The 12836-nt window shown below is 71.8% G+C and carries 11 protein-coding genes; 3 read left to right on the top strand and 8 right to left on the bottom strand.

Features of this window, described 5'->3' with window-relative positions; all coding sequences use genetic code 11:
• Positions 1-6 precede the first annotated feature (6 nt).
• The 6 genes from cofE to FHP06_RS09640 form a co-directional block, all read right to left on the bottom strand.
• Positions 7-936 carry a coenzyme F420-0:L-glutamate ligase gene (cofE, locus tag FHP06_RS09665; RefSeq protein ID WP_147686206.1) on the bottom strand — a complete coding sequence of 310 codons (930 nt, stop codon included), beginning with the start codon at positions 934-936 and terminating at the stop codon, positions 7-9.
• Positions 933-1889 (bottom strand): 2-phospho-L-lactate transferase, encoded by a 957-nt coding sequence (cofD, locus tag FHP06_RS09660; protein ID WP_147686204.1) that lies wholly within the window; start codon positions 1887-1889, stop codon positions 933-935. The genes cofE and cofD overlap by 4 nt, the downstream gene beginning before the upstream one ends.
• 164 nt (positions 1890-2053) lie before the next feature.
• Positions 2054-2884, bottom strand: coding sequence for a thioesterase family protein (locus FHP06_RS09655; protein ID WP_147686202.1), 831 nt, complete (start codon positions 2882-2884; stop codon positions 2054-2056).
• Positions 2885-2896: 12 nt separating this feature from the next.
• A complete protein-coding gene (locus FHP06_RS09650; protein WP_147686200.1) occupies positions 2897-4759 on the bottom strand; it encodes a fibronectin type III domain-containing protein in 1863 nt (620 codons plus the stop codon).
• An 80-nt stretch (positions 4760-4839) separates the two neighbouring features.
• The gene (locus FHP06_RS09645; protein ID WP_147686199.1) at positions 4840-6699 is read right to left on the bottom strand and encodes a fibronectin type III domain-containing protein; all 1860 of its coding nucleotides are present in this window, start codon (positions 6697-6699) and stop codon (positions 4840-4842) included.
• Positions 6700-6748: 49 nt separating this feature from the next.
• Positions 6749-7558 (bottom strand): alpha/beta fold hydrolase, encoded by an 810-nt coding sequence (locus tag FHP06_RS09640; RefSeq protein WP_147686197.1) that lies wholly within the window; start codon positions 7556-7558, stop codon positions 6749-6751.
• Between the two features lie 54 nt (positions 7559-7612).
• On the opposite strand from FHP06_RS09640, the gene FHP06_RS09635 reads away from it, so the two are divergent.
• Complete coding sequence (locus FHP06_RS09635) at positions 7613-9097, top strand: adenylate/guanylate cyclase domain-containing protein (RefSeq protein ID WP_147686195.1); 1485 nt, start codon at positions 7613-7615, stop codon at positions 9095-9097.
• A 56-nt stretch (positions 9098-9153) separates the two neighbouring features.
• Positions 9154-9828, top strand: a complete 675-nt coding sequence (locus FHP06_RS09630; RefSeq protein WP_187271873.1) for a GAF and ANTAR domain-containing protein — start codon at positions 9154-9156, stop codon at positions 9826-9828.
• Here FHP06_RS09630 and FHP06_RS09625 read toward each other — a convergent pair.
• Positions 9794-10489 (bottom strand): SPW repeat domain-containing protein, encoded by a 696-nt coding sequence (locus FHP06_RS09625; protein ID WP_222706441.1) that lies wholly within the window; start codon positions 10487-10489, stop codon positions 9794-9796. The two genes, FHP06_RS09630 and FHP06_RS09625, sit on opposite strands and share 35 nt — an antisense overlap.
• A gap of 74 nt (positions 10490-10563) precedes the next feature.
• Here FHP06_RS09625 and FHP06_RS09620 point away from each other — a divergent pair, with 74 nt between their 5' ends.
• Positions 10564-11313: a dienelactone hydrolase family protein gene (locus FHP06_RS09620; protein ID WP_147686191.1), complete on the top strand. Its 750-nt coding sequence runs from the start codon at positions 10564-10566 to the stop codon at positions 11311-11313.
• Positions 11314-11423: 110 nt separating this feature from the next.
• Here the strand turns inward: FHP06_RS09620 and FHP06_RS09615 are convergent, their stop codons facing one another.
• Complete coding sequence (locus FHP06_RS09615; protein ID WP_147686189.1) at positions 11424-12776, bottom strand: YncE family protein; 1353 nt, start codon at positions 12774-12776, stop codon at positions 11424-11426.
• Between the last annotated feature and the right edge of the window lie 60 nt (positions 12777-12836).

The raw sequence follows: 12836 nt of genomic DNA, 5'->3' as shown, positions 1-12836 counted from the left end.
CAGACGTCAGCGCGCGTCTGAGGCTTCGACGCTGACCTCGAGGCGATGCGCGTGCGCCAGGGCGAGGAGGCGCTGCCGGATCTCGCCGGCGGCGACGGGGTCGGCTGACTCGATCTGGATCGTCGCCCCGTCGACGGTGACCGTGACGCCGTCCGGGACCGCGGCGAGTCCGACGATGTCCTCCGGCGCCGCATCCGTGATCGGGAAGCCGCGGGAGGGGCCGGCCAGCGCGGCCACCACGGCCTCGCGGGAGCCGAGGCCGAACAGGTCGCTGTCCTCGTCGCGGACGATGCTGGCGGCGCCCGGTCCGTCGTCCTCGGTGAGGAGGCGCTCGTCCAGCCCCCGCACGACGACGACCGGCCGCCGGCCGAGCTTGCCCGACGCCAGCTCGGCGGCCCCGGCGACCTCGTCGGCCACAGCCGGAGCCGTGACCAGCAGCGGGTTGCCGTAGGAGTCCTCGCGCCCGGTGAACGGGTCGAGCGGCAGGAGGCCGGCGCAGCCGATGGCGATGTCGGTCTGGCCGTTCCGCCAGGCGCGGCCGGCGGTGTCGCTGACGACGACGGCGACCCGGCAGCCGGTGAGCCGAGCCAGGCCGGCACGGATCTCGCGGGCGGAGGCGTCCGGGTCGGGCGGCAGCGGGAGGAACGAGCCGGTCTCCACGTTCGAGGCGTCGATGCCGGCGGCCGCCATCGTCAGCCCGTGGTGCGTGCGGACGATCCGCGTCCCGCCGCGCTCGGCGACGACCCGGTCGGTCTGCTCTGCGAGGAGCTGCTCCTTGTCCGGCGCGGCGAGGCCGGCCGCCTTGCTGACGATCTTGCTGGTGACGACCACGACGTCGCCGTCCTGCAGCGTCGCGTGCTCGGCGATGATCGCCGCAACGTCGTCGCCGGGGCGGACCTCGCCGATCCCGTCGACCGGCTCGAGGGCGAGGGTCATGAGTGCAGCTCGGTGGCGAGCGCGATCGCGTCGAGCGCGAGCTGGCGCGAGGTCTCGGCGTCGCGCATGTAGAGCGGGACGGCCCGGGCGGTGATGCCCGCGGCCTCGATCGCGTCGACCTGGTCGGCGTCCTCGGTGTCGACGAGCCAGCCGTCGAGGAGGTCGCCGTGATACCGGGCCACGCCGGTGGCGCTGATCTCGATGCCGAGCGCGTCGAGCAGCTGGTCGGCCATGCCGCGCAAGGCGGCCCCGCCGATGATCGGCGACACCCCGACGACCGGAGCCTTCGCGTCGGACAGCGCGTCGCGCATGCCCGGCACCGAGACGATCGGCCCGATCGACACGATCGGGTTCGACGGTGCCGCGAGGATCACGTCGGCCGACTCGAGCGCGGCGAGCACCTCCGGCGTCGGCCCGGCGTCCTCGATCCCCTGGAGCTCGATCCCGCGCACCGGCACGCCGGCGTGGTGCTTGATCCAGTACTCCTGGAAGTGGATGACCTGGTCCTGGCCGTCGACCGTGGTGGCGACGTGGGTCTCGACCTGGGCATCCGTCATCGGCAGCAGCGTGACCCCGGGCTGCCATCGGCGGCACAGCTCCGCGGTCGCCTCGGTCAGCGTCAGCCCTTCGCGCAGGCGTGCCGTCCGGACGACGTGGGTGGCGAGGTCGCGGTCGCCGAGACCGAACCACGCCTGCGGCTCGCCGTAGGTGGCGAGCTCCTCCTTGGCGTTCCAGGTCTCGTCGGTCCGGCCCCAGCCGCGCTCGGCGTCGATGCCGTCGCCGAGCGTGTACATGATCGTGTCCAGGTCCGGGCTGACCCGCAGGCCGAACAGCCAGATGTCGTCGGCGGTGTTGGCGACGACAGTGATCTCGTCGTCCGGACCGACGGCGTCGCGGACCCCGCTGACGAAGCGCGACCCACCGAACCCACCTGCCAGCACCACGATCCGCATGCGGCCATCGTAGGGACCCGCTGACGAGAGACTTCCGGCGCGTCGACGAGAGAACTCCGGCCCCGTGAGGAGAGACTTCCGGCGCCGGAACCCTCTCGTCAGGGGGCCGGAACCCTCTCGTCAGTGGGCCGGAACTCTCTCGTCAGAAGGCCGGAACCCTCTCGTCAGCGGCGGGTGCCGTCGTCGGAGAAGTCGACGTCCTCGAAGTCGACGGGGCGGCGGCCGTTGGCGAGGGACGTGACCATGGCGGTGCCGAGCGGTCCGGCCCGGTCGAAGACCTCGACGGTGCCGACGGCGATGCCGTCCACCTCGACGCGGTCGGTGGCCGACAGGCCGACCTCGCGCCCGACCGGCGGGCGGGCCAGGGCGAGGGTGATGTCGGTGTTGATGAACTGCACGCCCTCGGTGCCCCAGTTCACGACCATGCTCGTGGCGTCGGCGACGCTGGCCACGGACTGGAACGGTGTGCCTTCCTCGCCGGCGACGACCGGCAGCCCGGCCTGCCAGGTCTGCTTGCGGCCGGCGTTCTGGTGGTCGGAGAACGACTGCGACCACGGTGCCGCACTGGTGAAGAACGGGACCCGAGGCTCCTCGCTCGGAGGCACCTCGTCGGCGGGCGGCGCCTTGGGGTGGTCGTCGGGCGTCCACACGTCACCGCTCGGCGACTCGGTGGGCAGCAGGAAGATGCAGCTGGCCCGGGCGACGCGCTCGCCCTCCTGGAGCAGCGTCGCGTCGATCAGGCAGATCCTGCGGCCCTCACGCACCACCTCGGTGGTCACCGTGCAGGGCGACATCCGCGCCGGCTGGAACAGGTCGACGGTGTACCGGGCCGGGTGCAGGTCGGTGCGCCCGATCTCCGAGAGCGTCGTCTCCAGGGCTCGTGCGAGCGCTCCGCTCACCGCGACGCCGTGCATCTGGTCGTGGCTCCACATGCTGCGGGCGATGTCGGACGGGACGAGCTGATCACCCTCGAGGGTGAACATGGCCAGGGTCATGGGCCAAGCCTGTCAGGGCGTCACGGTGACCGCGGAGGCGCCGTTCCGAGCGGTGTACAGCCCGAACACCTTCAGCGGCCGGGCGCCCAGCCGGGTGCCCACCGTGAACGACTGGCTGTAGGTGCCGTCCGCGTCGGCGACCGCGCCCCGCGGAGAGACCGCGCGACCGGAGAACGTGACTCGCACCTTCTCGCCCGGCGCCATGCCGGTGACCAGGACGGTGGTGGTCCCGTTCCGCGCGACGCTGGTGTCGCCCGGCACGACGCTGAACGTACGCGGCTTCGCGTTGTAGAAGGTCGTGCGGCCGGTCGAGCCGGAGGCGGCGGTGACGACGACGTCGACCGGGCCCTCGGCCAGCGTGGTCGGGACCTTGAAGCTCGCACCGGCCGTGCCGGCGTAGCTGGCCTTCCCGGTCTTCGCCACGACGCCGTTGAGCGTCACCGTGTAGGCCTCGCGCTTGCCGAGCCCGGCTGCCGTGACGCGGGTGTAGCGGCCGTTCTGGACGATGGCCTTGGCGCTTGCGACGTCGAGCGGCGTCGCGATGACGGCCGTCGGGTCGGAGACGTCGGACGCGGAGACGTAGCCGTCCTTGATCGCCGTCACCATGACGGTGACGGTCTTGCCGACCTGCGCGGACGTCAGCTCGAAGGTCTTGCCGTCGGCATCGACGATCGGCACGCCGGCGGCGAACCACTGGTAGGCGTAGGCGTCGGGCTCGGGCGACGGGGTGCCTTCGTGCGCGGTCAGTGTCTCGCCCGCCTGGGCGTGGCCGGTGATGGTGGCCGTCGGGCCGGTGGTGAAGACGTTGTTGGGCGTGACGGCACTCGTCGGGGCGGAGGCCGTGCTCGGGCCGACGGCGTTGATCGCGACGACGGTGAACGTGTAGGGCGTCCCGTTGGTCAGGCCCTCGACGACCGCCGAGGTCTTGTCCCCGGCCACCGTCGTGACGGTGCCCCCGGGGTTGGTGGTCACCTCGTAGCTCGTGATCGGCGTGCCGTTCGCGGCCGGCGCGGTCCACGACACGGTGGCGCGCTCGTTGCCGGCGGTGGCGCGGACGTCGGTCGGCTGGTCCGGGACGTGCGAGACGTTCACCGTCACCTTGGCCAGGTTGGCCAGCGGGATGAGGAGCACGTTGGTGCTGTTCGTCAGCACGTCGTCGAGCAGGAGGAGGCGGACCTGCCACTGCCCTTCGAGGGCGCCCTTCGGGATCGTGTAGGTCGCCTGCCAGGTGCCGTCCTGCGGCGTCCCGTCGACGAGCGTGGCCTGGACGTTCGGCGTCACCTGGCCGCCGCCCACGGCGCGCAGCCCGCCGAACACGTGCGCCACGCCGGTCTGGTCGGTGACGTGGAAGGTCGCGGTGACCTGCTGGGCCGACGGCCCGACGTCCACGGTCGTGGGGGAGAGCTCGGAGGAGACGAGCTCCGGTCCGTCGACGTCGGCGTCCGGCACGGACGTGACGTTGATGGTGGGCAGCGACGCCTCGGGGATCGTGGCGCCGTTCAGCCGGTTGCCGAGGTTGTCGTCCACCGCGCCGATCTTCAGTCGCCACTGACCCGGGGCCGCACCCTGCGGCAGCGAGAAGTTGATCCACCAGGTGCCGTCGGCGGCGGTGCCCGCCACCCTGGCGCCCGCGCGCAGCGGGGTGACCTGGGTGGTGTCGACCGACTCCAGCGTGGCCGTCACGAGCTTGACGCCGCTCGGGTCGGTGAGCTGGAGGACCGCACGGACCGTCTTCGGACCGGCCGAGACGTCGACCCCCGCAGTCGGCTGCAGGACCATGCTCGCGATCTGCGGCGGATCGGTTTCGGCAGCATGAGCGGTGGAGGGAGCGGCGAAGGCCAGCACCATCCCGAGAACGATGAGAATGCGGCGCACCGGGAAAGCGTAGGGCCGGGCGAGGGGCGTCCGCGGGGTTTCCGCGCGATCACCCCTCGCCGGGCCGAGTCACGCCCCGATCAGGGCGTGACGGTGACGGTCACGACGCCCGTGCGCTGGTAGTACAGCCCGATCGCCTTCAGTGGCCGCGCGCCCACGCGCGTGCCGACCGGGACGCTCTGGCTGTACGTGCCGTCGGCGTCAGCGACCGCACCACGCGGCGAGACGGTCCGGCCGGAGAACGTGATCCGGACCGGCTCGTTCGGTGCCATCCCGGTGACCGTCACCTGGGTCGCTCCGCCGCGCTGGACGCTAGTGTCGTCCGGGACGACGGTGAAGTCGGCCGGCGCCGCGTTGTAGAGCGACGTGATGCCGTAGCGGCCCGACGCCGCGGTGACCTTCACCTCGGCCGGACCGTCCGGCAGGGACGCGGGGACGCGGACGTACGCGCTCACGGTGCCGCTGTAGCTGGCGGTGTACGACTTCACCAGGACGCCACCGATCGTGACCGTGTAGGGCTCACGCCTCTGCAGTCCCAGCGCGGTCACGCGCACGGTGCGGCCGGTCTGCACGATCGCCTTGGAGGTTGCGACGTCGAGGGCGGACCCGATGGTGCCGGTGGGGTCGGAGACGTCCGACGCGTCGACGTACCCGTCCAGGTGCGCCGTCACCATCACGGTGATCGCGTGGCCGACCTCGGCCGAGGTGACCTCGAACGTGCGCTCGGTGGCGCCGTCGATCGGCGTGCCGTCGCTGAACCACTGGTACCTGAACGAGCTCGGCGCCGGCGAGGGCGTGCCCTCGTGCGCGGTGAGCACGGCCTGCTCCTGCACGTCGCCGGTGATCGTCGCGGTCGGTCCGGTCTCGAACACGTGGTTTGGGGTCGCGGCGTTCGACGGCGCGGAGGGGTCACTCGGTCCGACGTCGTTGACCGCGACGACGGTGAACGTGTACGCCGTGCCGTTGGTCAGGCCGTCGAAGGCCACCGACGTCTGGTCGCCCGGGACCGTCTTGGTCATCTCTCCCGGCAGTGCCGAGACGACGTAGCCGGTGATCGGCAGGCCGTTGTCGTCGGGCGCCGTCCAGGAGACGGTGGCGCCGCCGTCGACGGCGGTCGCGTGCACGCCGGTGGGCGCGTCGGGTGCGGTGGAGGAGGCCACCTTCACCGTCGCGAGCTTCGACGGCGGGATCAGGATGCCTGACGTGACGTTGCCCAGCTCATCGTCCATGGCCAGGATGCGCACCTGCCAGTCGGCGGCCACGGCGCCCTTCGGGATGGTGAACGTCGTCTGCCAGGTCCCGTCCTGTGGGGTGCCGTCGACGAGCTCCGCCTGTTGGTTCGGAGTCGCCTCTCCCTCGCCGACCGCCCACAGGCTGGTCAGCACGTGAGCGGCACCGGTCGCGTCGGTGACGTGGTAGGTCGCCGTGACGTCCTGGGCGGCAGGTCCGACGTCCACGGACGTGGGCGAGACCTCGGTCGAGACGAGCACCGGGCCGTCGGCGTCGGGGTTCTCGACGGACGTGACGTCGACGATCGGCAGCGACTCGACCGGGACGTCGGCGCTGCTGCCCTGGTTCCCGGCGTCGTCCAAGGTCGAGTAGGCCAACCGCCACGTCCCCGGGGTGGCGCCCTGCGGAATCGTGAATGTCATCCGCCAGTAGCCGTCGGTCTTGGTGCCGAGGATGCCGACGCCGAAGCGCACGGCCGTGGTCTGGCTGGAGTCGACCGCCTCGAGCCGCCCGCTCACCGCCTTGACGCCGGTGGCGTCGGTGATGCGAAGGGTGGCCTGCACCTGCTGGTCGTCGGTGCTGACGTCCACGGTGGTGGGGCTGAGCGTGGCGGCGACGACGACGGGGGTGTCCGTGTCGTCGGCGGCGTGAGCTGCGGTGGGAGTGGCCAGGGCCAGGGTCAGTCCGAGGACGAGGAGGAAGCGACGCATCCTCGGACCATACGAACGATGTGGTTGCGTCGTACGACTTTTCGGGAAATCAACCAGTCCGTGCAAGTGCCCGGTCCACCAGGGCGTTGACGACGTCCGGCACCTCGAGTGCCACCAGGTGGGCGGCGTCCTCGAGCACGACGAGCTCGGCGTCGGGGATCGCGGCTGCCATCGCCTCGAGCTCCGGCAGCGGGAAGGTCGCGTCCTCCCGGCCGGCCACGACGACGACCGGGGTGCGGATGCTCGAGAACAGGTCGTGGTGATCCGGCCGCAGTGACACCACGCTCCGGATGGCGTGACTGACCGAGCGGACGTCGTTGCGCTGCGCCACGTCGAGCACGGTCCGCACCGCCTCGGGACGGTCGCGTCGGCTGGTCGGGCCGAGGAACGCCTTCACCACCGAGCGGGTGAGCGGCGGCCGGATGCCCCGGAGCGCGCGGGCGGACGCAAGCAGGAGCCCGTACTCGACGCGCTGGCGTCGCGGTGCGACGGAGGCGGTGCCGTTCATCAGCACGCTCACGCCGACGCGGTCCGGGTGGCGCGCCGCGAACACGCCGCCGGTCATCGCACCCCACGAGTTCCCGAGCCAGTGCACCCGCTCGAGCCCCAGGGCGTCGAGGAGGTCGACGGCGGCCCCGGCGCACTCGTCGAACGTGAAGCCGCTGGTGAGCGGCTCGCTGCGGCCATGGCCGGGCGGGTCGACGGCGACGGTCGTGAACCGGTCGGCGAAGTGCGCGACCTGCGCGTCCCACAGCGTCCCGTCCATCAGCAGGCTCGGCCACATCAGTATCCCGGGGCCGGAGCCGGAGACACGGACGTGCAATCGGCCGAGCCGGGTGTCGACGTCCCTCGCCTCCATGGCAGCCCATCGTGCCATTGCGCCGCCGGTCGTCGCTCCGTCAGCATTCGACTCATGATGCACAAGCACGTCGAGGGCGTCCGGCCGTGGCACGTCCTGCTCGACACGTGGGTCGCGAACGTCGTCGGCGCGACGATCCTGCTGGTCGAGTACCTGTTCGTCGTCCCGCTGCCGCCGGAGGCGACGACGTCCGACGTCACCCGCGACAACCTCGTCCTGGCCGCGTTCTGCACGCTCGCCAGCTGGTCGATCCTCGCGGTCTTCGGCGGTCCGCGGACCAGCGACGCGCTCGGCTGGACCGTCCGCGGCACCGCGCCCACCAAGCGCGAGGCCGAGCTGACCATCGGCCTCCCGTGGTACCTCTTCCTGCTCCAGGCGATCACGTGGACGCTGTCGTCGATCCCCTTCCTCGTGCTGAACCTGCCGACCAACGTGCCGTTCGGGTTCGTGTCGAGCGGCATGGTCCTGTTCGGTGGGCTCGCCACCGCCACGACGAGCTTCATGCTCCTCACCCGCCTGCTGCGGCCGGCGACGGTGGCCGCACTCGTGGTGCACCCACCCGCGCCGGGCACCGCGGCGGGGGTCGGCGAGCGGGCCATCTTCACCTGGACCCTGACCACGGGCGTCCCGGTGCTCGGGTTCGTGCTGCTCGTCGCGTTCGCGCCGTTCGCCGAGGCGTCGATCGACCGGATCGCCGTCAGCGGCCTGATCATCGGGCTCGTCATCCTGGGCGTCGGGCTGCTCTCGACGATCCTGCTCGCGAAGTCGATCGGCGAGCCGCTCTGCGACATGACCACCGCCCTCGCGCAGGTCGAGTCGGGTGACCTCGACGTCGAGGTGTCTGTCGACGACAACGGCGAGATCGGCCAGATGCAGGCCGGGCTGAACCGGATGGTCGCGGCGATGCGCGAGCGCGAGCAGCTGCGCGACCTGTTCGGCCGGCACGTCGGCGAGGACGTCGCCCGGCAGGCGCTCGAGCACGGCGTCGAGCTGGGCGGTCAGGAGCTGGAGGCGGCCGCCCTGTTCGTCGACGTCATCGGCAGCACCACGCTCGCGGCCACGCGTCCGCCGGCGGAGGTCGTCACCGCGCTCAACCGGTTCTTCTCGGTGGTCGTCGACGTCGTCGGCGAGCACGGCGGCCTGGTCAACAAGTTCGAGGGCGACGCCGCGCTGTGCATCTTCGGCGCGCCGCTCGCCCTGGACGACGCCGCCGCCAGCGCCCTGAGCGCTGCACGGGTCATGGCCGAGCGGCTCCGCGAGGAGGTGCCGGAGCTCGACGCCGGGATCGGGGTCTCGCAGGGCATCGTGATCGCCGGCAACATCGGCGCCACCCACCGGCTGGAGTACACGGTCATCGGCGACCCGGTGAACGAGGCCGCGCGCCTCACCGAGCAGGCCAAGAACCACGACGGTCGGGTCGTCGCGTCGCAGCGCATCGTCGACAACGCGCACCCGCGAGAGCGCGAGCGGTGGACGCTGCTCGAGCCGCTCCTGCTGCGGGGCCGCGCCGAGCCGACGATGCTCGCCGTCCCGGCCTGATGCCGCGCGAGCCCGGCCGTGCCAGGCTCGAGGGGAGAGGACGTGGTTCGGTGGACGTGAGCAGGCTGCTCTCCCAGATGTCGCGCGAGCTGGCCGACCTGGACACGCACGCCGGGACGGTCGAGGCGGTGACGCGGTACGCGTGCACGGCGGTGGGGTGCGAGGACGCCGGCCTGATGCTCGTCATGGGCCGGAACCGGGTCGAGACCCCCGCCGGCACGAGCGAGGACGTCGATCGTGCGCACCAGCTGCAGGCCGAGCTCGACGAGGGTCCGTGCCTGGACTCCGTGCGAGGCGGCGACGAGCTCCACCTCGTGAACGACATCGCGGGCGACCCGCGCTGGCCCGCGTGGGGTCCGGCCGCCGCCGAGCTGGGCTACCGCAGCACCATCGGTGCCAGCCTGGAGACGGCCACGCGACGCATCGGCTCGCTCAACCTGTACTCGCGGCGGGCCGGTGCGTTCGACGAGGCCGACGTCGAGGTCGCGAGACTGCTCGCCGCACACGCCACGGTGGCCCTCGCCGCGGCGGACACCGAGCAGCAGCTGCGCGCTGCCGTGGAGTCGCGCACGATCATCGGCCAGGCCCAAGGCATCGTGATGCGCGCGTTCGACCTCGACGCGAGCAGGGCCTTCGCCTACCTCACCCGGCTGTCGCAGGACCAGAACATCAAGCTCTCGCAGGTCGCCGAGCAGGTCATCGCCGACCGACACCGGATCGGGCGATCATGACGACCACGGCGGCGCCGACGAGCATGAGCACGCCGACCACCACCTGGTTCACGTCGTAGATCGTCTCGAGGGTGTGCCGGAACAGGCCGTCGGCCACCACGGCGAGCGCCGCCAGGGCCGCGAGTCCGCCGGCGACGACGCTCGGCCCGACCTGGTGGGCGTAGAGGCCGCACAGGCCCACGACGACGCCGACGATCGCCTGGTCGAGGATCACCTGACCGGCCCCGTCGTCGAGCGAGAAGCCGAACAGCCACGGCGAGAACATCAGCCAGAGCGAGAGGATCACCAGGCCGACCGACGCGATCGTCAGCGGTGACGCAGGAGCGCGCGTGAGGTCGGTGGCCTCCGCGAGCTGCTCGTCCGCCTCGCGGTTCGCGGTCACGGCGCTCTCGATGGCGTCGGGGTCCTCGGAGCGCGCACCGGGGAGGACGCCGGTGGTGGTGGATCCGCGGCCGGCGCCGCCGTGCACGTCGCCCATCACGCCGCCGGCCCAGGCGGTGCCGAGTCCCGCGGCGATGACCGCCGCCCCGACGATGATCCAGACGGTGCCGACCGGCAGCACCATGAAGAGCCCGGTGACGACCATCCCCGTCACCGCGATGCCGACGCCGGTCCAGATGACGGGCGGCCGGACGGTCGTCTCGTGCGTGTCCGTGGCCATGGTCCCCCTTTTCTCGCGTGTTTCTCAGGCTGCCATCGGGCCGAGGGCCACGCGACTCGGCGTAGCGTCGTCGCGTGACCGCAGAGACGATCGAGATCTCCACCCCCGACGGCGTGGCCGAGGCCTACGTCAGCCGACCGGACACCACCGGCGACCACCCGCCCGTGCTCCTCTACATCGACGCGTTCGGGCTGCGTCCCCGCATCGAGGAGATGGCCGACCGCATCGCCGGCTGGGGCTTCGTCGTCATGGCGCCGAACGTCTTCTACCGCGACGGCACGGCAGCCGAGGTCGCACCGACGGCTGACCTTCGGGTGGCCGAGAACCGGGAGGCCTACGTCCCGACCGCGATGGCACGGGTGAAGGCGCACACGCCCGACCAGGCCGCCGCCGACCGCGAGGCGTACCTCGACGCGCTGCTCGGGCTGCCGGGCGTGCGCGGTCCGGTCGGCGTGACCGGCTACTGCATGGGCGGGCGTCTGGCGCTGCGTGCGGCCGCGGGCCGTCCGGACGACGTGGCTGCGGTCGGGATCTTCCACGCGGGCGGGCTGGTGACGGACGCCGAGGACAGCCCGCACCGGCTGCTCGCGTCCGTCCGCGCCGAGGTTGTCGCCGGGCACGCGGACCACGACCGTTCCAACCCGCCGGAGGCGATCGCCGCCTTCGACGCAGCGCTCGACGCCGCCGGGCTGACCTACGCCACCGCCGTCTACCCCCGCGCCGCCCACGGCTTCACGATGTCGGACACGTCGAGCTACGACGAGGCCGCCACCGAGCGTCACTTCACCGAGCTGCAGGCCCTGTTCGGCCGCGTGCTCGCCTGAGTGATCTCGATACACCTGCTCGCAGAGCTCGCAGGCACTCGATCACCGTGGAATCCGGTGGTCGAGTGCCTCCGCGAGCGCCAGCGAGCTGGAGGTGTATCGAGACCACGTCACCAGCTGGCGACGACCGACTCCGGGACGACGCCGTGGCGGATGCGCTGCGGGTGGTCGCCCACGGGCAGGTACGCGATCTCCTGCTTGGTGTCGAAGTCGAGCACGGCGACCGAGTCGTCGTCACTGAGCGAGATCCAGCAGGTGTCTCCGAGGCCCTCGGTCGACCAGTACGGCTTGCCGTAGCTGTGGCCCGTGGTCGTCTTGTCGAAGAGCTGGTAGGCCCCGGACGCACGGTCGACGAGGGCGGCGTAGTCGTCCATCGTGCCCGCGACGCACAGCGTGTCGCCCGCGTCGTTGATCGCGAGGCCGTGGTGCGCCGAGTCGTTGACGTACTGCGTGAACGGCACGTCCGGAATCTTGTTGGGCAGCGGGATGAGTCGTGTGACCGCGCCGGTGGACGGCTCGGGCACGCCGCGGGTGCGGTAGTTGACCTTGTGGTTGATGTCCGGCGCCTCGGTGTCGAACTCGACGATGCCGTGGAAGTAGGACACCTGGAAGTAGATGAACCGCTCGCCCGGCGCGACCGCCATCGGGCGGACCGCGGCGCTCATGCCCGGGTGGCCGGCCTCGGCGAGCTCCTTGCCCATCTGCCAGCGGCGGGTGATGCCGAACGTGCCGTTGTCGACGATCTCGAACCAGCGGTCGCCCTTCACGGCGTCGTGGCCGGGCTGCTTCGGGTTGTCGAGCGGCAGGTACACCTTGCCGATCGACGCGTGGAAGATGCGCGAGCCGTCGGCGCTGTAGTTGCTCTCGTGCGGGGTCTCGCCGGACTGGAACGTGCGCAGCCGGTCGCCCATCTTGATCTGCTTGCCGTTGACGGTCTCGTCCACCATCGAGAACTCGATGACCTGGCGCTCCGTGGAGTCGGAGACGAGAAGTCGGCGGCCGTCGGGGGAGACGGCCATGTGGTCGGTGCGGTAGCCGTCCATCGGCTGCTCGGCCGTGATGCTGCTCGGGCCGCCGGTGGTGGTGGCCTTCTCGATGTCGATCCAGACGACGTCGCCGAGGCTCGGGCGCGACACCGCGAGGTGCTTGCCGTCGGGCGTGGTGAACATGTCGTCGACGAACTGGTCGTGGCCCTCGCCGGGCAGCTGGCGCACGGCGGCGAACAGGAGGAGCCGGGGCAGGCTGAGGCGGATGTCGCGGAGCTCCTGGGCCTTGTCGGGCACCAGGTCCACGCCGGTCTTGAGCACCTCACGCGTGTTCGCGTCGATGACGGTGGCGGTGCCGGCCCAGTTGTTGCCGACCCACATGACGTCGCGCAGCGGCTCGTCGGCCGACGCGGCCGGGGCTGCGGCCAGGGTGGCGGCCAGCGCTGCGGCGGCGAGGAGTGTGGTGCGTGCTCTCACGGTCTGCCCTTCTGCAACCCCCGAACAAGTTCCGGGGAGTCTAGCGGCTGGACGCCGGCA

It is taken from the genome of Aeromicrobium terrae, assembly GCF_008039565.1.
Lineage (GTDB): Bacteria > Actinomycetota > Actinomycetes > Propionibacteriales > Nocardioidaceae > Aeromicrobium > Aeromicrobium terrae.
This window is presented reverse-complemented; position numbering and strand designations above follow the sequence as displayed.

Bases quoted from the DNA above. Each gene is read 5' to 3' on its own strand.
- FHP06_RS09645 (WP_147686199.1), bottom strand. From the start codon at position 6,699: ATGCGTCGCTTCCTCCTCGTCCTCGGACTGACCCTGGCCCTGGCCACT.
- FHP06_RS09625 (WP_222706441.1), bottom strand. From the start codon at position 10,489: ATGGCCACGGACACGCACGAGACGACCGTCCGGCCGCCCGTCATCTGG.
- cofD (WP_147686204.1), bottom strand. From the start codon at position 1,889: ATGCGGATCGTGGTGCTGGCAGGTGGGTTCGGTGGGTCGCGCTTCGTC.
- FHP06_RS09640 (WP_147686197.1), bottom strand. From the start codon at position 7,558: ATGGAGGCGAGGGACGTCGACACCCGGCTCGGCCGATTGCACGTCCGT.
- cofE (WP_147686206.1), bottom strand. From the start codon at position 936: ATGACCCTCGCCCTCGAGCCGGTCGACGGGATCGGCGAGGTCCGCCCC.
- FHP06_RS09635 (WP_147686195.1), top strand. From the start codon at position 7,613: ATGATGCACAAGCACGTCGAGGGCGTCCGGCCGTGGCACGTCCTGCTC.
- FHP06_RS09655 (WP_147686202.1), bottom strand. From the start codon at position 2,884: ATGACCCTGGCCATGTTCACCCTCGAGGGTGATCAGCTCGTCCCGTCC.